The sequence below is a fragment of the Lactobacillus sp. M0396 genome, assembly GCF_016101625.1.
In the GTDB taxonomy this organism is placed as follows: Bacteria; Bacillota; Bacilli; order Lactobacillales; family Lactobacillaceae; genus Lactobacillus; species Lactobacillus huangpiensis.
Genome location: NZ_JACFQE010000002.1, coordinates 1 through 18,981 on the forward strand (window position 1 = coordinate 1; position 18,981 = coordinate 18,981).

Here is an 18,981-nt window from a genome sequence, read left to right on the forward strand (position 1 = left end):
TCAAACTAAAAGGACTAACTCCGCTTGAATATCGGCAATTAGTCCTTAGTTAGCAGCTAATATAAAGTGTCCTAATTTTAGGGTTTACATCATATGAGAATCTTTTATTTTAATATAAATTGATTTTAGAAAATCATATTGAAATCAATTTAATCATAAACTTTGCTTGTAAATTAGAGAAGAACACGTTTTGCTACACAAGGATAAAAATATGAGCTGATTGTTTGTAATACAACACCTTGTTCCGGTGTTGCAGCACTGACATACTGATTATTTCCAACATAAATGCCAACATGATAAGGCGCCTCTGTCGAACCCCAATATAATAAATCTCCGGGTTGTAATTGATTCATTGACACCGTTTGCCCAACCTTCACTTGATCAGTCGTTACACGAGGTAATTTCACACCACCAACTTGATTATAAACATATTGCACCAGACCAGAGCAATCATAGCTATCTGGTCCATTGCCACCCCAGACATAACTTTTGCCTAATTGACTTTCAGCTAAATTGACTACAGCCTGTGCACGTCTTGAAGTATCGCTTGAAGAATTATTAGAAACAGTTTTATTACCTAAATTAATTGGATTTACGGTAGTTTTATTACTCTTCTTTTTAATAACATTATTTAAACTAGGAACAACTACTTTTTGTTTTTGAACCTTTTGCTTTTTTGGTACTTTTAATGCCTTTTTAGGCTTTATTTTTTTATCTTTCTTTTTTGTGGCAACAGATTTTACTTGTTCACGAGCAGTTTTAGCATCAGATTTTTCTTCTAGATCTTCAGTATAGCGTGCTTCAATCCACTCACTGTCACCAATCATATACCATAGCTTACCTTTGCGGTCCACTGCAGTTTTAGCAACATTCCACTTACTTTTATTTTTAGCACGAAAACTTATTAGTTGTCCCCCCTCAAAATTAGTCCATATCTTGACATCTTTATTTGGTAAACAACTAATTTGAATCCTCTTGACTGGGACTTTTAATGTAGCAGCATCCACAGCTTTCTGCGGTGAAGCCACACCAATTCCGGTAAGAGTCAATGCCGCGGCAAGACCCATTTTCCAAAAATTACGCTTCATCAAATCAGTTCTCCTTCAATAGCTTAATGTGATCAAAAATTAGTATTCAATTTTATTTTAAACGCTTCAGATTTTTAATCAAGTTACACCAATCAATTAGCAATAAAAAAACACTTAGAAGATTTTCTAAGTGTTTTAAATTTCAAACTTATTCTTATTCAAGAACACGTTTTGCAACTGATGGATAGAAATATGAACTTAAATTTTCTTTTACAACCCCTTGAGCTGGAGTAGCAGCATGTACATATTGATTGTCACCAACATAGATACCTACATGATATGGAGCTGTTGATGAACCCCAAAATAGAAGGTCACCGGGCTTTAAGTTTTGCATTGAAACTTTCTTGCCCTGCTTAACTTGTGAGTAAGTTGTACGACTCAAGTTTACTCCAGTAGCTTTGCTGTAAACATATTGAGCTAAACCTGAACAATCAAAACCTTGAGGGCCGTTTCCGCCCCACGCGTATGATTTTCCAACTTCAGCGTTTGCCAAATCAACAACTTTTTCTGCCTGTTTTACACTTTTTTTCTTGATAGCTCTAGCTTGAACCTTTGCTATTTTAACTCCTGGCTTGACAGTATAACGAGCTTGAATCCATTGATTTTCACCAATCTGATACCAAGTATTTCCCTTTTTATCAATCGCAGTGCTTAAAATGCTCACTTTTTTACCGTGCTTAATTCTTTTACCAGTAAAAGTAGGATTTTCATAATTATCCCACACATTAATGCCATATCCAGGAACATAATTGATTTTTAACTTGTTTGTAGAAGCCTTAACATTAGTAGCAGCAGAACTCGTATTTACTGCATTTGCAATGCCAAATCCAGTAACGGTCAAAGCAGCAGCAGTAGTAAATTTAACTAAATTACTTTTAACTTTCAAAATCAAAATCCCCCCGTATTTGCATTAAATATTTTTAAATTAAGTTCTATTTCTACGTGACAAAATCAATTTTACTCGCATATTGTTACAATAAGGTTACAATAATAATACCGGTAAGTAAAAAAGCCCTTTCATCTTTATTTTGCCTGAAAGGGCAAACCTACTTTTTTAAAATTTTAAATCTAGAATCAGAGCTTAATTAATCTAGTATACGTTTAGCAGCTGAAGGATAGAAATATGCACTAAGTGATTGCTTTAAAACACCCTGACTTGGGGTAGCTGCATGAACAAATTGGTTATCTCCAACATAAATGCCAACATGATAAGGTTCAATAGAAGAACCCCAGAAAAGCAAATCACCTTTCTTTAACTTTTTTAATGAAACTTTTTTACCCTGTGCTACTTGAGAATAAGTGCTTCTTGGTAAAGTTTTATTTCCAGCTTTTTTATACACATATTGTACTAAACCGGAACAATCAAAAGAGTAAGGACCTGTGGCTCCGTATACATAGCCTTTACCTACCTGTTTTTTGGCTAATTTAGCTACAGCTGTTCGCTTTTTGGTTACACTACTGGCACTGACATCGTTTGCAGTGGCAGCACTAACTACCGTTACACTAGTTGCACTAGTGAAAAACAAAGCAATGAAAGTTATTAACTTAAATAATCTCTTTGAGTGTCTGTGTTTCAAAATTAAACTCTTTTCTAGTTCATATACAAAAATCGTTCGTAATTCCAACAAATGATAAGTAGAAATCATTCGCCATATTTCTTCGACATTTTCTATAATACTCATTTAATGTTACACATTTGTTTCAAACGAGCTACAAAACGTTAAGAATTTTATTTTGAAACGGATATTTTTTTACAAAAGTAATTTAATTAGTTCGGCGAGTTTCTAAGACTTGTAACAATGGTAAGGAGTTCTTTTTCAGTCTGCTGCCAGTTGTCATTAATTAATATGTGAGCATTTTTTTTCAAGTTATCAGGTAGCACATTTAGCTCGCTACCGCTTAGCCGTTCCTTAATTTTATACGGATCATCGCCTCTTTTAAGTAAACGCTCAGCAAGCATCTCTTTAGAGCTGGTAGTAATATATAAAAAATAAACTTGCTTATTGATTGCAGCCAAATATGAAGCAGCTCCCTTAATATCAACAATCAAGGATACTATATCATGGTCCAGCCAGGCTTTCTCTAATGCTTCTCTGCTCGAGCCATATTGATATGAGCCATATTTAACGTGCTCAAAAAAATGCAGTTTTTTAAAACTGTCGTTAGTTTCAAAATGATAAGAACTCTCGGGACTTTCTCCTGGTCTAATTGGCCTGGTAGTATGAGTCAAGACTCTGGGAATATCAAACTTATTTGCTAAGTATTCTGAAACAGTAGTTTTGCCTGCACCACTGGGGCCAGCAATTAAAATTAATTTTTGCAAAATCCAGGCTTCCTTTACTTGAAAACAATTCGCTTTTATAATAATATCTTTCTATTATAATGAAACATGGGTAAGAGAGGAAGTAAAACTTATTATGAAAAAAGCAGATGTGAAAGCAGATGACATTCTTAGCGCTAAATCTGAAGAAGAACTGACTAAACCTTTTTTAGGTAAAGTAGAAAAAATTTACGAAAATTCTGCCCTGCTAAAAATCATTGATTTTGATCCTGCTGACAGAACTGCAGTTAGTGATCTTAATCAAAAAATTGTAGTGAATTTTAAAAACTTGAAAAGCATTCCTAAAAAGAAGATCAAAGAAATTCAAGCATTGGCCAAAAGTGATGTTAAAGTAGAAAAAATTAAAAAAGCTGCCAAAGAAAAAGCAAATACTGACAAGAAAAAAGATTAATAGCTATTTTTTAATTAAGAAACAGTGAATAAAGATTCACTGCTCTTTTTTTTTGCTGCGTTTTTGCCTAAAATTAAACCATGAAAATATTTATAATATGGAGAAAAAAGTGAAAGAAAAAGCAAGAACTGTCTTATTTTGGTTCATTTTAATACAACCGTTTTTAGATTTATATTGGTTTTACCATGGTACTCTGGCCAATATTTTACCATTTACTTTGCCCACAATTATCCGTATTTTGGCTGTGGCTGTACTGGTTTGTCTTTACTTTAGCTCGAAAAATTCCTGGCAGAAACTATCACAGGAAAAATTGTTACTATTTTATATTGTTCTTTTAGCCATCTATTCAGCACTTCATTTAGTGCACGTGCAGCACTTTACCAGTGTCAGCCCCAACAATTACGGCTATACTGCGAGCGGGGAAATCTTTTATTTGATTAGAATGATACTGCCTTTAACAGTTCTTTATTTGACTAATGAATTAGACTTTGATCAAAAACAATTGCAACTTGTGATTGAGGGTATTTCAGGACTTTTTTCAGGCACTATAGTTCTTTCCAACCTTTTTGTCATATCCCTTAAATCATATGAAACGGGAACCATCAGCGCCAACATTTTTGAATGGTTCTTTAATCCTAATATTGGTTATTCCCATATGGCTTCTAAAGGTTTCTTCAACTTTACTAATATGATCTCGGCAGTCTTGTTTATGCTGCTGCCCCTTATGCTGTATTACCTTTTTACTTCATTTAGCTGGCATACGGTTTTGCTAAATGTTGTGCAGGCTCTGGCAATGATCGAGATTGGTACTAAAGTAGCAGCAATTGGCCTTATTTGCGGCATAATAATTGGTCTTATCCTGTTTGGTCTACATAAATATCTAATTAAAGATGTGAAAAAAGGCGGCAAGGCATTTTTAGTTGCAGTCTTGATCGAAGTAGGATCTCTCGTAATCCTGCCTTTTGGCCCGGCAATTCAACGTTACAATTATGAAATTTATTTAGCCAAACAATCTGACCACGACTTAACTGATGAAAAAAAGGAGCTGGCTGCGGGTCTGCAAAAGTATCCTAGTGGTGAAAAAAGAGCGGATTTTTTACGTTACTTCATTAAGAAAAATTATCAGGAATATGCTCTTAATCCTAAGTTTGTGTTCAAAAGTTATCCGTATCAGTATGATCCTGAATTTTGGCTCAAAATTATGAATGAACCGGGTCAAGCGCGAATGGAAAACCGCCATATTGAAAAGGCAATGCTTGATCAAGTAGTCAAAACCAATAACAACAAGCTAGACAAATTTTTGGGTATTTCGTATATTCGAGAAAACAACATCTTTAATTTAGAGCGTGATTTTACTGCTCAAATATATTCTTTAGGCTGGCTCGGAATGTTACTTTTTGTCGGACCATACTTGGCAGTACTAATTTATGGAGCATACAGGTGGCTAAGATATAAGACAGCACGTACTTATTTAGTCAGTTCTTTATTAGTTTCCAGCAGCTTCATCTTACTGGCCGCTTTTTCCTCTGGTAATGTAGTCGACTTCTTAACAGCGAGCTTTATTCTCGCTTTTGTCGAGGGAAATCTCCTGGTTCAAGTTCGTAAAAAGGAAGCAGTACAATACAAAATTGCAAATTTATCATAAGATTCAATTTTAATTAAGGGGCTCATGTCGCTATCGGACTCGGTCCCCTTTATTTTTACCTTTATTAACTTTTTTGACCATTAGAAAACCCCGAAATTTATCCAATTTCGGGGTTTAAACTAAGTTAGTTGCTTAAATTTTATTCTTTATTCATTGTATCTGCTAATTCTTTAAACCATAAAGCACTCCTTTTAACATAACGCTTCTGAGTTTTGAAATCTACATAAAATAGACCATAACGTTTGTTGTAGCCATTTGCCCAGGAAAATTGATCTTGCAAAGACCATACAAAGTAGCCTTGGACATTCACTCCTTCACTGCGAGCTTTTAAAAGGGCAGCGACATGTTGATCAATGAAATCAATTCTTGGAGTATCATCAATAATCTTATCTGGGCTAACAAATTTATCCTTATAACCTAAACCATTTTCAGTCACATAAATTGTCTTGCAGTTAGGATAATCATGACTGATACGTTTTAATGTGTCATAGAGACCCTGTGGGAAAATATTCCAGTCCCAATCAGTTGTCGGTACCCCTGGCTTTTTGACAGTTTCTCCTACTCCCTTAAACTTAAAGGAAGAAGTACCTTTGTCACCAGTACCGTTAAAGTGGTTTTCACTTTCGCCATGATACGCTTTAATAAACTGATTTTGATAATAATTTAAACCAAAAATATCATTTTGTGATGCAGCTTTAGCGAGAATATCCAAGTCACCGTCTTGAATATCCAAATGAGCATCATTTAACTGCAATATTTCATTAATTGATGCCATGGTATCGTCTGAGTAATAGCCTAAGAACGTCCCGTCAAGCAAAAATTTATTCAAAAACGCATCTTGCAATTTAGCTGCATGTTTATCTTCGGTGCTGGTTGATATTGGATATACTGGTTGAATAACATGAATTAGACCAATTCTACCTGGTAAACCCATCTCTTTATATAAATTAACCACTCTGGCATGTGCCACTAACTCGTTATGTTCAGCCTGAATTGCACTAGTAACGTCAAAATGATGGTTTGGTGGAAAAGTACCGGCAATGTACTGTGAATATGCTAAAGAAATTAGTTCATTAATTGTAAACCAATTTTTTACTTCTTTAAATTCATTAAAGCAAAACTTGGCATAGTCCACAAAGTAATCAATATTCTTGCGGTTTAACCAGTCACCATTATCAAATAAAGTTTTAGGACTATCAAAATGATGTAGGCTAACGTAAGGTTCAATACCATTATCAAGACATTCTTTGAACAATTTATGATAATATTCCACACCCTTTTGATTTACTTGACCGTAACCCTCAGGAAAGATTCTGGTCCAAGCAATTGAAACGCGCACAGCATTTAAACCATATTTTTTGGCAAGCCCAATATCTTCTGGATACCGGTTGTAAAAGTCGCTAGCAGGATCTGGTGAAAACCTACCCTGTTTTTTAAGGTAATCATCCCACATCGTTTTGCCTTTACCGTCAACTTTAGTGCTACCTTCAACTTGATAAGCGGCAGTGGCACCACCCCACACGAAATCATGAGGCAATTTTTGTACTCTATTTAATAAAGCCATTTTATTCTCCTTTATTCTGAAATATTAGCAATTATGAGATCTAGACACTTGTCAGCATGTTGTGTCATATCTATATATTGCTTACCAGTAGTCGTAATCATTTTAGCGTTATTCTTATCACATTCCTTTTTCAGTTCATCTTTCATTGCATTCATTTGCGGTGCCAAAATAACGATATCCATTCCTGAAAGCAAGTCATGGTGAGCACCAAATGAAGTGGCCGCTACTGCTAATGGAAGATCGTTTTCAGCAGCTAACTTGTTTAACGCTTTTGCTAAAATACCACTGGTACCACCACCAGCACAAAGAACCAAAACATTTAGGTTCTTGCCATCTTTTGTTTTTGCTAAAGGAATCTTGCTTGCGCTTGCAACATTATTTTCTGGTCCTGAACTACTTGAATTATCTGTTTCCGCATTATTAGCATTAGTTTCTGTTTGAGTTTCATTAGTCGCAGTACTTGCGACAGCATTTTCTTTTACTGCTTCTTCGGCACATTTTTGGATGTCATAAGCTTTAAAGAACGGGTAGTACATTACAACATCTACAACTAAAAGCAAAATTGCCAAAATAATTGAACCAACTGAGAATCCAGTACCCATTATTAATCCAAGTGTTCCTGGCGTAGTCCAAGGAAGGTTATAGATAAAACCAGGCATATGGAAGAAATCAACAAATATCTTGAAAAGCCAGACGTTGGCAATTGGTGTCAAAATGAAGGGGATAAAGAAGACCGGATTCAAAATTAATGGCGCTCCAAATAAAATCGGTTCATTGACCCCGAATAGTACTGGAATTGAAGCAGCTCGACCAACCGCTTTTAATTCCTTGGACTTAGACATGAAAGCAAACATTAATGTAATAACTAAAGTAGCACCTGTACCACCCAAAGTAGCAACAAAGTATTGCGTACCTTGAGCTAAAATTCTGTTGGCGCCAGCAATATTACCAGCTTTCCAAGCCGACAAGTTTAATTCAACATTGCTTAAATAAATAGCAGTGACTGCCGGTTCAACAATTGATGGTCCCTGAATTCCGATGAACCAGAAGAAAGCCATCGCACCATATACTATTGCCAAGCCAAAATACCCGTCTGCTGCGGTAAATAAAGGTGATAAAACCTGAATGATCCAAGCAGCTAGATTGGTACCAGTCATAGCTCTAAAAGCTAACGAAAAAATCCAGAAGAAAAATGTACTTATTGCAAAAGGAATAATATTTTTAAAAGCTCCTGCAATATTTTGAGGTACTGCATCTGGTAATTTAATTGTGATGTTATGCTTAAAACATTGATAGTAGACGTTAGGCACTATAAATGCTACTAAGAAAGCACAAATTAAGCCTTTAGTACCAATCATTGCAACTGCAAAATACAGATTATTCATTTTATCAGTTAAAGTGTCAACAGCAACTAAGACAAAAGAAACCTGAGCAGTAAACTGCACACCTACTGTTGGAATCTGGTCTGTTTTGGGCAAGTCTAGATTAAATGAATCAGTTAAAGCCTTGGCAACCGATGAAGAAGCCATCAAGGCTAAAACGCCCATTGACATGTTGTAAAACATGTTTAAAGCATTAGCCACTTTAGTGGGCCAGGCAAAGTGCCAAATTAAAGGAACATTTGCTATTAATAAAAAGATACTTGAAAAGATAATGATTGGCATTAAAGCTATAAAGCCATCTCTTACCGCACGCAAATATTTATTGGCAGCGACTTTTTGAAAAAACGGCTGCGCTTTTTCTATTTGCCTAATTACAGCATTCATTTTTAAACCTCTTTCTTAATTACTTATTTTTTAGTTCATTCAATTCTTTTAAAGCGGAATTATACTTTTCATATAAATCGATAAAATACTTTGCTTCATCTCTAAGCAGCATTGTAGTCATTAATGTGTCTTGCCCGTGAGACATAATGAATGTAGTCTCCATTTCTTCACCACTGGCTTCTTTACTCATTAATTTTGTTTGTGCATTATGAGCATCATTTAGTGAACTATCTGCACTTTTGACCAATTCTCTGGCTTTATCGTAGTTGCCACCTCTAGCTTCATCTAAAGCATTGATTATTGCAGTCTTGGCGTCACCTGCATAAGCAACTATTTCAAAACCAGCCATTGAAATTTCTTCTTTGGTTACCATATTTTTACTCCTTTTCTTCTTGTCCTAATATTTGATGAATATGAATGATAAAATACACTCTTTCCGCATCAGAAGGATGAAAATCAAATTCACCGTCTAACGCCTGAAAGATTTCCTGAGTTATTTGATACGAACGTGGATAAGCTTTGATCATGTCACATTCAATCTTTTTATCAATAGATTCATTTTTTTCTGGTGGGCGCCAAAGCCTTTTAGCCAGATACTGCAGATGAATCAGAAACCGCCTGAAACTATCCCTATTTTTGCTGTTTTGATAAACATTATTGTTGTCTAATACATTGAGTACAACGTTAATTAATTTGGAAGTGTCAAAAATATATTTTGATTTGCCTTCATGCTTTGCAATGCCATTAGGAATCTTGCTATTGATAAAATGAAGGGCTATACTTTTAACCTCAGAATTTGGAAACTCAACGCCTAACTTGTTGTTAATAATTACAAGTGCTTCTTTTGCTATTTGATATTCTTCAGGATACTTTGCGCTTAAATCTGGGATCTCATTTTCTTGGTACCTTCCTGTTAAAAGCAATTTATAAGCTCCATTTATATGTTCACTTAATGTTAAATAAATCGAATCATAAACTTCGAAATGATAATTTATTCTTGCATTTTCAATAACTGCAAAAACTGCTGCAATTATGTCTGCCGGAATATTATGAAATAAATAATCAAACGATTCTTTATCTTTCTTATTATCTAAATAAAAAATCTTCTGAATTTTACTAGAATCAACATGTCTGTTTTTTCCTTGTTCAAATCCCACTCCCTTACCGAAAACAATTGCTTCTTGTCCTTTCCCAACATCAACTAAAATGCTGTTATTATTAAAAATTTTTTTAAGGCGCATATCTTTGTTCCTTTTTTACGAAAAAAAAAGAGACTACTAGCAATAGCCGATGAATAATATAAAATTCACCAGTTTTACTAGTAGTCTCGCCTAATTTGATAGTAACAATCTACTTAAATTTTCAATGTAAATAAAGCATAGCACACTTTTAAAATTATGCAAACGCTTTATTTAAATTAATTTTATTTCTCTTTGATAAATGATGAATCCGGAATCCTAATTAAATAGTAGCGCGTTGCGTTGTGTCCAGCATGCATTCCGATGCCATTCTGCCACACCTTTTTATAATCAGCCGTATAAATTGCAACATAAGCACGTTGATACTTACGATCCATTTTCTGTAGTTCTTTTTTATCATACGGAATTTTTGCGGCATTAAGATCTAAGGGACTTTTGCCATATGCAACAGTGGCAAAATCGCTGGATACTTTGATCTTCTTACCTGGTCTATAGTAGGTAAAAGTCTGAGTACTAATTCTTTTCTTTTTCGAATTAATCGTAACATAACTTGAATTGCCTTCCCCAGTGTTCATGACAATAGGCTCATAAGTAATATGCGACGTGATTTTACTTGTATCTTCAAGGTCAGGATTATCCAGCATAGTTTTGTTAAACAACCATACAATACCTACTATTAAAGCAACCACTTCGATAATATCGATTAAAAAATTTGGCCAGCTAAACTGCCTGTGCTTCTTGATAATCATAGTAATTCGGCGTTTACGAATATTTTGCACAACAAAAACTAAATAAAGAATAACAATTACCCATAATAAAACTCCAAGTAGATTCCAGCTAACCATAACGGACCTCCTGCTTCTTTTTCCATTATATTGTAAAAAGTATCTTTTGAATAGCTGAGCTTAAAAATAGTATTATTAACGCAATAATTAAAAATTGAGTATTTTTATTTAGTCTTTTTAGTAGTAGTTTTCTTAGTTTTTGCAGTATTTTTAGTGGCAGGCTTTTTTTTGGCCGAAGCTGAAGGCTTTTGATATTCACGGATCTGCTTAATTTTTTCCTGCATTGCTTCTGACAGTCTATCTGCAATTTCTGCTTGATCTTGTTCAATTTCTTCTTCTGTTGCTATTTGATCAATTCTAAACCCTGATGCATTCAAATATTCTGATTGTGTCTCAAAATATATAGCAACAGGATAATCTTTACCTGCTTCGAAGAAATTAGCAATCTTTTTGTAATTGCTATAAGGCAAATTAATGATATTGCTTTCCAAAGCAAAGACAACAGGCCTCTGTCCGCTTATTTCAAGTGCAACATGGCTTAATGAACTATGTTTAAGTGCTGCTCTGGTTTCCTTAACTAATTTAGTCGCCAGCTCATGCATTCTAGCTTTTGACTTGCTAATGTCTGCATATTTAACAGTTTCTAAGTCTTCAATATAATCTTGTTTTTCTATTTTTGCAGTTAAATCTTTTAAGCTTATTTTCAAATTAAAAACCCTTATCTAAATTTATTAATTTTTATCAGTCTTTTATACGATACTCAAATTTTTGTTTAAAAACAATTTTTTTATTTCTTTTAAAAATATTTTTAAAAAAACACTTTTGCTAGTCAAAGTTAATTTAAAATATCTAAAAACCGTTTTTATTCATAGAAAACCACTATTAAAGCAGAATTTTTGCTAATATTAAATAACACTTTGCTCTATAAAATTTTAAAAAAGCGTTTTTATAAAATATTATTTAAAAAACTTGGCCTTATCTACTTTACAAGCGTTTTCACATAGAGTAAATTTAACATGTAACTAAAAATTTTTCACTAAATTTTTTAACTGAAAGGTAGACGAATATGTCAGATAAAGTTTACACAGATTATTTCTATAATTCCGAAGATTTTGATAAAAATCACGAAATGGGATACAAGGATCTTCACATTCCTGAAGGTGTTGAAGCTCAACCTTTAATTGTTCCACCAGTATTAGAGCCTGATAAACAAGAAAACAATGATGTTTGGTACACAATTGAGTCCCAAGAAGGTGACTTCCAATTTTTGCCAGGTAAAAAGACTCATACTTGGGGCTACAACTTCCCAGTTCTTGGTAAAACTATGGTTTTGACCAGAGGTCAACACGTTCACGTAACTTTGAAGAACAGCTTGCCAGAATTAACTACATACCACTGGCATGGTATGGAAGTTCAAGGTCCTGGTAACGATGGTGCTTGCCACTCACCAGTTTATCCAGGTGAAGAAAAGCATATTGACTTTACTATTAAACAACCAGCTGCCTTGACATGGCTTCACGCTCACCCATGTCCATCAACTGCTATGCAAGTATGGATGGGGCTAGCAATGGGTGTCGTTATTACTGATGCAAATGAAGCTAAGTTGCCAATTCCTAAGACTTACGGCAAGGACGAGTTCCCAATTATTTTACAAGACCGTATTTTCCATGAAGATAATCAATTTGACTACAAGGCAGACTACAATGCAATGGGTATCTTCGGTGATACTCCAATTATCAACGGTGTCGTTCGTCCATACGTTGATGTTACTACCCAAAAAGTTCGTTTAATCTTCTTAGGTGGTTCCAACCGTCGTGAATGGCGTCTGCACTTTAGCGATGATTTGGTAATGACTCAAATCGGTGGTGATGACTCATTCTTAGAGCATCCAGTTAAATTGACTAAGGTTTTAATTGGACCAGGTGAGCGTCAACAAGTAGTTGTCGACTTTGGTAACTATAAAGATGGCGATGTTGTCAATCTTTACACTGACGACTTCAAGTTGGTTGAATTTAGAATTCACAGCTATGAAAAAGATGACAGCGTAATTCCTGACACATTGTTCAAACCATACGATCCAGTCGTTAACCCTAACTCACCAGTTCCTCATGTTACTATGGATAACCACAACATGATTAACGGCAAGTTGTTCTCAATGGACAGAATTGACATGAAGCAGGAATTAATGAATGCTGAATACTGGGATGTAACTAACACTAACGATAAAGTTAACGGTATGTTGCACCCATTCCACATTCACGGTGCCCACTTCTTGGTTGTTTCTCGTGACGGTAAAGATCCTTATCCAAATGAAAAAGGAGTATACAAGGACACTATTGAAGTGGCTCCTCAAGAAACAGTTCGCTTGAAGGTTTACTTCCAAAACACAGGTGTCTTCATGTACCACTGCCACATTATTGAACACGAAGACGCTGGTATGATGGCTCAAATTCAAATAGTTGATCCAAAAGAACCAGACAAGAAATATCATTTGATGGACATGGAAACTTTGACTAAGGCATTTGCTGAAGAAAGAGGAGTACCTGAAGACGAAGTCTTCTGCCCAGGAATGGACGTTGAAGGTATGGCAGTTAAAGGTGAAGATCACAGTCTTGATGCTTTATCAAGCGCAACTCACCACTAATTACCGCTTTCAATAAAGAAAAAATAAAATTTAGCAAAATCGCTCAAATTAATGAGCGATTTTTTGCTTTTAATAATCGTCCTATGTTTAAATAGCTTTATGAAAAAGAAAAGATTTTCCTTTAAAGCTATTTTGATATTACTATTGGGTGTTTTTTTTCTAGGCTTAGTCTTTACAATTTTTAATTCTACAGGTGTTAAAGACCGCTATGACTGGTTAACCTTAAAATCATCCCAGAAGTTAGATGTTCCTTTAGAAAATCAGTATCCAGATTTGCCCAACGGCTGCGAAGTGACTTCTCTTTCGATGCTTTTGCGCTATTATGGTGTTAAAGTTAATAAACTCGATCTCTCAGAGAATATTAAGCACGTTTCTTCATATACCGATGATGGCAAATATCGCGGCAATCCTCATGTTGGCTTCGTTGGCTATATGAGTCAGGCTAATGCTGGCTGGTGCGTTTATAATGAACCGCTAGAGCAAGTCGGACTAAAGTACACTAACCGTATTAAGAATTTCACGAATCATGATTTCATCCAAGTAATAAAATTGGTTTCTGATGGTCATCCAGTTCTAATTATCACTACCACCAATTTTAATCATGTTGGCGACATGCAAACGTGGCAAACAGCTCAAGGTGAAGTACACGTGACACCGTCTTCACATGCTTGCGTTATTACCGGCTTTGATAAAAAGGCACGAATCGTTTACGTTAATGATCCCTTTGGTCATAAAAATAAAGCAATTCCGTGGAGAAACTTGGAAAGAAGTTTTAACCAACAAGGAAAGCAAGCATTATATTTAAAATAAAAAAGAGCAGATTCAATTAAGAATCTGCTCTTTTTCAAATCGAGGCCCGTTAAAATTAACAGGTGACTACTTCTGTTCACATCAGGTTGGTCAACCACCAGCACTTCCCGTGCCTGTCACTTAAGGCGGGTGTCCTCATACAAATACGCATCTCGCGTTTTTGTCGACTCGCATTAATTATTATACTTATCTGAGTGACGTTTGTAAAATTTTTTTATTCTGAAGAAAATTTCCACACACATGTTTGATAAGAGCATCCCCAAAGCAATTGATCCTGTGACAATTATTACTCTTAAAACTGCATCATTTGCACCCCTAAGGTTGCCGGATGTTAATTCACGCACAGCCTGGTATGCTGGAACACCTGGCACTAAAGGCACAATCGCAGGGATATAAAAAACTGTAGCTGGGCATTTTTTCATTCTGGCAAAAACTATCCCTAAAATACCAATCGCAAAAGAGCCAAGTAAATTAGATAATAACCGACCCATCGACGCTCTCATTGACAGCCAATAAATAATCCAGCTAATAATTCCACTCACGCCGGCCAAATTAAGTACTCGTCTTGGGACATTGATTGTTAACGCAAAACAGGCCGAAGCCAAATAGGCAAAAGCAACATTAATTAGTATTTCTAACCAAAAAGGCATTTTTTAAGCTCCTAAAAATTTCAAGACAATACCAACTCCGCCGCCCAATGCAAATGCTGTAAGCAGAGCCTCACAAATTTTCACCATTCCTGAAAGAATGTCACCTTTAAATAGGTCTCGCAGTGCATTTGTCAAAGCCAGACCCGGAACTAAAGGCATCAGTGCACCAGTAAGAATATGGTCAATAATCATTTGCGGAAAAAGTCGAACTAAACCAGCTGCAATAACCGTCATAATCAGAGCTGCAACAAGTTCAGCCAAGAATTTAACATTGGTAAAACGTTTAAAATAATAAAATGAAAGAAATCCAATAGCTCCAACAATAGCCGCAGCAGGAAAATCGATCCAATCATAATTATTCATGAATAATACCATGAGCGTTGCACTTAAAATTGCGGCTCCAATCGTCTGCAGCCATATGGGAAAATTGGGATAATCACCCTTTGCCATCTTGGTAACTTCTTTTTTAACTTCTTGCAAAGTTATTTTTTTATCTGCAAAAGCACGGGACAAAGAGTTGATACGGTCAACTAGTTCAAGGTTGATATTGCGCTCATGTACAAGTGTGCTCTGGCAATAGTTACCGTGATCTAAGCTCATAAAAACACCCGTTGGTACTACAAAAACACGTGGATCCGGTTCACCAGCACTTTTGGCAATGCGCACCATCGTATCTTCAACCCGATACATTTCGCTTCCGCCTTCAATCATTAATTCACCGACAGTTAAGCAGGTCTCAAGCAAATCTTGGTAAAATAATTCACCTGGTCTAGCATTCATTTTTCACCTCAAAGTTTATTCATAGTCTCAATATCAATAGTTTTATCAACCCAATTGCCTTGGAAAAAATCACGTTCATGGCTAACGATAATTACTCCTCCCGGAAATTTAACGATAGCCTGTCTTAATGCGTCTTTAGAATCCCGGTCCAAATGATTGGTTGGCTCATCCAAAAATAATAAATTTGCCGGTTCAAACAACATTTTTGCGAGTTTGACTTTTTCCTGCTCACCGCCTGATAGCTTTTTCAAAGGACTCATTGCCTGTTGAGCAGTGACGCCCAATTTTGCCAAAGCCCCTCTTAATTCTTTGGGTTTTATGCGCTCAAAGTTTTCCTGCAAATATTGCAGAGGTGTCATGTTATTATTTGACCAAGTTAATTCCTGTTTAAAGTAGGCAATTTTAGCAGTTTCAGACAATTTATAGGAACCAAAAATCGGATCAAGTTGTCCCAGTAAGGTTTTTAAAAGCGTTGATTTCCCAATACCATTAAAACCGGTAATAGCAACTTTTTCATTACCTCCAACAGAAAAATTGAACGCTTCTTTGACTAACGCCTGATCATAGCCAATTACTAAATCCTGTGTCTGCAATAAAAGATTGGCTGCTGTAGCCACATAAGGAAATGCAAAGTGTGGTTTATGGTTATTTTTAGGTGGATTCAGTACATCCATTTTTGCAAGTTGCCGAGCACGTGATTTTGCACTTTTTGAACGGGTACCAGCCTTATTTTTGCGAATATAAGCTTCTGTTTTGGCAATTTTACGCTGCTGGTTAGCATAAGCCTTCATATACGTTTCCCGATTAGCTTCTTTTTGACGCATTGCCTGTTTTAAAGTACCTGTATAACGTGTAATTGTGCCGATATCTATATCAATGATACAATTGGCAATTCTGTCTAAAAAGTCATAATCATGGCTAACCACGATAAAAGCACCGGCAAAATTGTTCAAATAGTCAACCAGCCAATCGATATGAGAAACATCAAGATAGTTGGTCGGCTCATCTAGCAGCAACACATCTGGAGTCTGCAAAAGCAACTTAGCCAAAATAATTTTTGACCTTTGACCTCCTGACAATTGACTCACATCATGATCATACCCCAGCTCTGCTAGACCTAATCCCGATGCAACTCGCTCAATTTCGGTATCAATATTATAAAAATTATTTTCTTCCAGATAGGTTTGCATCTTACCTGCTTTTTCTAATATAGAGCTATCACCCTCAGCTGCATACTTTTCATATAAAGAGTTTAACTCTTTTTCCTTATCATAAAGTGATGCAAAAGCCGTACGTAAAAACTGGCGAATTGTCACCCCTGGTTTCAACTTGGCATACTGATCAAGGTAACCAATTGCAATTTTGTTTTGCCATTTAATTTGTCCATCATCAGGTAATATTTCACCAGTTAAAATTTTAATCAAGGTCGATTTGCCAACCCCATTTTGACCAGTCACACCCATATGATCTTCTTTGTTAAGTACAAAACTGGCATCTTGATATAAAGTTTTATCTTCAAAACCTTGTCCCAAATTTTTAACTGTTAGTATGCTCATTATGCATCTCCCTAAATATCATTATAAGTTGTACAAAATAAAGTAAAACTACCTTTAATCTTTTGGCCTGGTTTTGCTAATATCCACAACAAAAAAGTGGGCTACTTGCCCACCTTTTCATTTTTTTCTTGTTCATATTTCTGCAAGGAGTCCAATATTTTAGGCCAATAACGCTTAGGTAAAATCAACTGCAATTTATCGTTATAAATTGGAAAATCGCTTGCTTTCATGCCAGTAATTTTAGCTAAATCTTTATCAGATAAATGATGTTCACGTGCAATTCGTTTAATTTCAACGGAGGCATGACCGCGAAACCATGAAAGAGCAAAGAAAAATAAGGCAAATATGCTTGCTGCTAATACAGCAACGGGTAAATTCCAATGAAATGTGCGTAAGCAAATGAACACTATCGCAATAAAAGCAATAAAGGCTGATATTGTACTATAAATAGCTATAAATACAGATTGCTTACGCATATTTATTATCCTCCTTTACCAGAACAGTTATTGACCTGCAGAATTATCTCCACTTGTTCCAGTTCCTGAAGAATTGCCATTTGACTCATCAGTTACTACTGAACGGTAAATCTGGTAATTAGTAAATGGATTGGGATCTTTCCACTTAATGTTATTGTTCTGCTCATTTAACTTATTGAGTTTCGTTTCATCATTATCCAATACTTTTTTATCCAAGTCAAGATTGGTACGTATCTTGTCAGAAGCCTTTTGAAGCTCTTTAGTTGATGCTACCTGAATAGATGCTCCATCAATCCAAGCATCATGCCCCTGAATATAACCACTGGCAATATTCTGTGAACAGCCGCGGTAAGTCAGGGCTAAGGCTAACATATCATTAAACGTAAGGTTAGTTTTGACATATTTTGAAAAGATCTTAACCAACTTGCGATAATTCGTAATTGAATCAACTGAAATAGCTTTATGAACTACAGCAGTGATAACTTGTCTTTGACGCATTTGCCTGCCATAATCACCTCGAGGATCATCATGACGCATTCTAACATATGCTACAGCATGGCGTCCGTTTAAGTGTTGTTTTCCCTTGTGAAAATCACACCAATCATATGAAAACTTGAAAGGTACTTTAACGTCAACTCCACCAACAGCGTCAACTAGGCTTTTTAGTGCCTTCATATTTACTTCCACATAGTAATGAATAGGAACACCTATTAGGGCTGAAACGGTTCTCATTGAAGCAGAACTGCCTCCAATACCATATGCCGAATTAACCCGAAACATATTGTACTTGTTTCCAGGATCACCTAATATATTAGCAAGAGTGTCTCGAGGAATTGAAGTCATTGTCGACTTATTTTTAGCAGGATTTGCTGTTGCCAAAATCAAAGTATCCGAATTTCCTTTATCATGTCGTCCTTCAAGTCCCTGATCAACTCCGAGAATCAAAACAGAAATCGGCTGTCTGTTGGCAATTCTTGCAGATGTGGCATAATTGCCACCATTGCCATCAATTGCACTGTGCAAAGCAAAATACATGTGAGCTATCCAGGCCAGCCCGAAGCAGACACATAAAACAGTTACTATACCACAAATCCGAGCAAAAACGCTGCCTTTAAAGGCTTTAGCTGGTTCTGCTAAAGCAATATTTCGATGAAGATTTAGAGAAAAATGCTTTTTACGGTAATCTTCTCTGCGTTTTGAATTTGGATTCATTCTTCTATACAAACCCTTTCGTAGTTGTCCATCTATTATTTTTAACACTTTCAAACTTGAATTAAAATAATATC

The 18,981-nt window shown here is 35.6% G+C and carries 19 protein-coding genes; 4 read left to right on the top strand and 15 right to left on the bottom strand.

Annotation, left to right across the window (positions count from 1 at the left end; all coding sequences use genetic code 11):
• Positions 1–173: 173 nt before the first annotated feature.
• The 4 genes from H3T43_RS02560 to H3T43_RS02575 form a co-directional block, all read right to left on the bottom strand.
• On the bottom strand, positions 174–1,088 hold the full coding sequence (locus tag H3T43_RS02560) for a C40 family peptidase (RefSeq protein WP_109586731.1): 915 nt from the start codon (positions 1,086–1,088) through the stop codon (positions 174–176).
• Between the two features lie 154 nt (positions 1,089–1,242).
• On the bottom strand, positions 1,243–1,974 hold the full coding sequence (locus H3T43_RS02565) for a C40 family peptidase (protein ID WP_198212363.1): 732 nt from the start codon (positions 1,972–1,974) through the stop codon (positions 1,243–1,245).
• 199 nt (positions 1,975–2,173) lie between these two features.
• Positions 2,174–2,770 (bottom strand): C40 family peptidase, encoded by a 597-nt coding sequence (locus H3T43_RS02570; RefSeq protein WP_223897538.1) that lies wholly within the window; start codon positions 2,768–2,770, stop codon positions 2,174–2,176.
• A gap of 86 nt (positions 2,771–2,856) precedes the next feature.
• A complete protein-coding gene (locus H3T43_RS02575; RefSeq protein WP_198212365.1) occupies positions 2,857–3,411 on the bottom strand; it encodes a guanylate kinase in 555 nt (184 codons plus the stop codon).
• 94 nt (positions 3,412–3,505) lie between these two features.
• On the opposite strand from H3T43_RS02575, the gene H3T43_RS02580 reads away from it, so the two are divergent.
• Together H3T43_RS02580 and H3T43_RS02585 are read left to right on the top strand one after the other, a co-directional pair.
• Entirely contained in the window at positions 3,506–3,820 is a 315-nt protein-coding gene (locus tag H3T43_RS02580) for a DUF2187 domain-containing protein (RefSeq protein WP_198212367.1), read from the top strand.
• A 109-nt stretch (positions 3,821–3,929) separates the two neighbouring features.
• Entirely contained in the window at positions 3,930–5,465 is a 1,536-nt protein-coding gene (locus tag H3T43_RS02585; RefSeq protein ID WP_198212369.1) for an O-antigen ligase family protein, read from the top strand.
• Between the two features lie 139 nt (positions 5,466–5,604).
• Here the strand turns inward: H3T43_RS02585 and lacG are convergent, their stop codons facing one another.
• From lacG to H3T43_RS02615, 6 genes are all read right to left on the bottom strand, one after another.
• Positions 5,605–7,029: a 6-phospho-beta-galactosidase gene (gene lacG / locus H3T43_RS02590; protein WP_198212371.1), complete on the bottom strand. Its 1,425-nt coding sequence runs from the start codon at positions 7,027–7,029 to the stop codon at positions 5,605–5,607.
• An 11-nt stretch (positions 7,030–7,040) separates the two neighbouring features.
• Positions 7,041–8,795, bottom strand: a complete 1,755-nt coding sequence (locus H3T43_RS02595) for a PTS lactose transporter subunit IIBC (protein ID WP_198212374.1) — start codon at positions 8,793–8,795, stop codon at positions 7,041–7,043.
• Positions 8,796–8,814: 19 nt separating this feature from the next.
• The gene (locus H3T43_RS02600; RefSeq protein WP_198212376.1) at positions 8,815–9,168 is read right to left on the bottom strand and encodes a PTS lactose/cellobiose transporter subunit IIA; all 354 of its coding nucleotides are present in this window, start codon (positions 9,166–9,168) and stop codon (positions 8,815–8,817) included.
• A 4-nt stretch (positions 9,169–9,172) separates the two neighbouring features.
• A complete protein-coding gene (locus H3T43_RS02605; protein ID WP_198212378.1) occupies positions 9,173–10,036 on the bottom strand; it encodes a PRD domain-containing protein in 864 nt (287 codons plus the stop codon).
• A 182-nt stretch (positions 10,037–10,218) separates the two neighbouring features.
• Positions 10,219–10,839, bottom strand: a complete 621-nt coding sequence (locus H3T43_RS02610) for an LVIS_2131 family protein (RefSeq protein ID WP_198212380.1) — start codon at positions 10,837–10,839, stop codon at positions 10,219–10,221.
• 104 nt (positions 10,840–10,943) lie between these two features.
• Entirely contained in the window at positions 10,944–11,486 is a 543-nt protein-coding gene (locus H3T43_RS02615; protein ID WP_198212382.1) for a hypothetical protein, read from the bottom strand.
• A 359-nt stretch (positions 11,487–11,845) separates the two neighbouring features.
• On the opposite strand from H3T43_RS02615, the gene H3T43_RS02620 reads away from it, so the two are divergent.
• Positions 11,846–13,423 (top strand): multicopper oxidase family protein, encoded by a 1,578-nt coding sequence (locus H3T43_RS02620; protein WP_198212384.1) that lies wholly within the window; start codon positions 11,846–11,848, stop codon positions 13,421–13,423.
• A 99-nt stretch (positions 13,424–13,522) separates the two neighbouring features.
• Positions 13,523–14,233, top strand: coding sequence for a C39 family peptidase (locus tag H3T43_RS02625; protein WP_198212386.1), 711 nt, complete (start codon positions 13,523–13,525; stop codon positions 14,231–14,233).
• A 173-nt stretch (positions 14,234–14,406) separates the two neighbouring features.
• On the opposite strand, the gene H3T43_RS02630 is transcribed toward H3T43_RS02625, so the two are convergent.
• The 5 genes from H3T43_RS02630 to H3T43_RS02650 all read right to left on the bottom strand — a co-directional run bounded on the left by H3T43_RS02630 (position 14,407) and on the right by H3T43_RS02650 (position 18,907).
• Positions 14,407–14,883 carry a threonine/serine exporter family protein gene (locus tag H3T43_RS02630; RefSeq protein ID WP_198212388.1) on the bottom strand — a complete coding sequence of 159 codons (477 nt, stop codon included), beginning with the start codon at positions 14,881–14,883 and terminating at the stop codon, positions 14,407–14,409.
• A gap of 3 nt (positions 14,884–14,886) precedes the next feature.
• Positions 14,887–15,663 (bottom strand): threonine/serine exporter family protein, encoded by a 777-nt coding sequence (locus tag H3T43_RS02635; protein ID WP_034978104.1) that lies wholly within the window; start codon positions 15,661–15,663, stop codon positions 14,887–14,889.
• 8 nt (positions 15,664–15,671) lie between these two features.
• Positions 15,672–17,219, bottom strand: coding sequence for an ABC-F family ATP-binding cassette domain-containing protein (locus H3T43_RS02640; protein ID WP_198212389.1), 1,548 nt, complete (start codon positions 17,217–17,219; stop codon positions 15,672–15,674).
• A 101-nt stretch (positions 17,220–17,320) separates the two neighbouring features.
• Positions 17,321–17,695 carry a hypothetical protein gene (locus H3T43_RS02645; protein WP_198212392.1) on the bottom strand — a complete coding sequence of 125 codons (375 nt, stop codon included), beginning with the start codon at positions 17,693–17,695 and terminating at the stop codon, positions 17,321–17,323.
• A 27-nt stretch (positions 17,696–17,722) separates the two neighbouring features.
• Positions 17,723–18,907, bottom strand: a complete 1,185-nt coding sequence (locus H3T43_RS02650) for an LCP family protein (protein ID WP_198212393.1) — start codon at positions 18,905–18,907, stop codon at positions 17,723–17,725.
• Positions 18,908–18,981 lie beyond the last annotated feature (74 nt).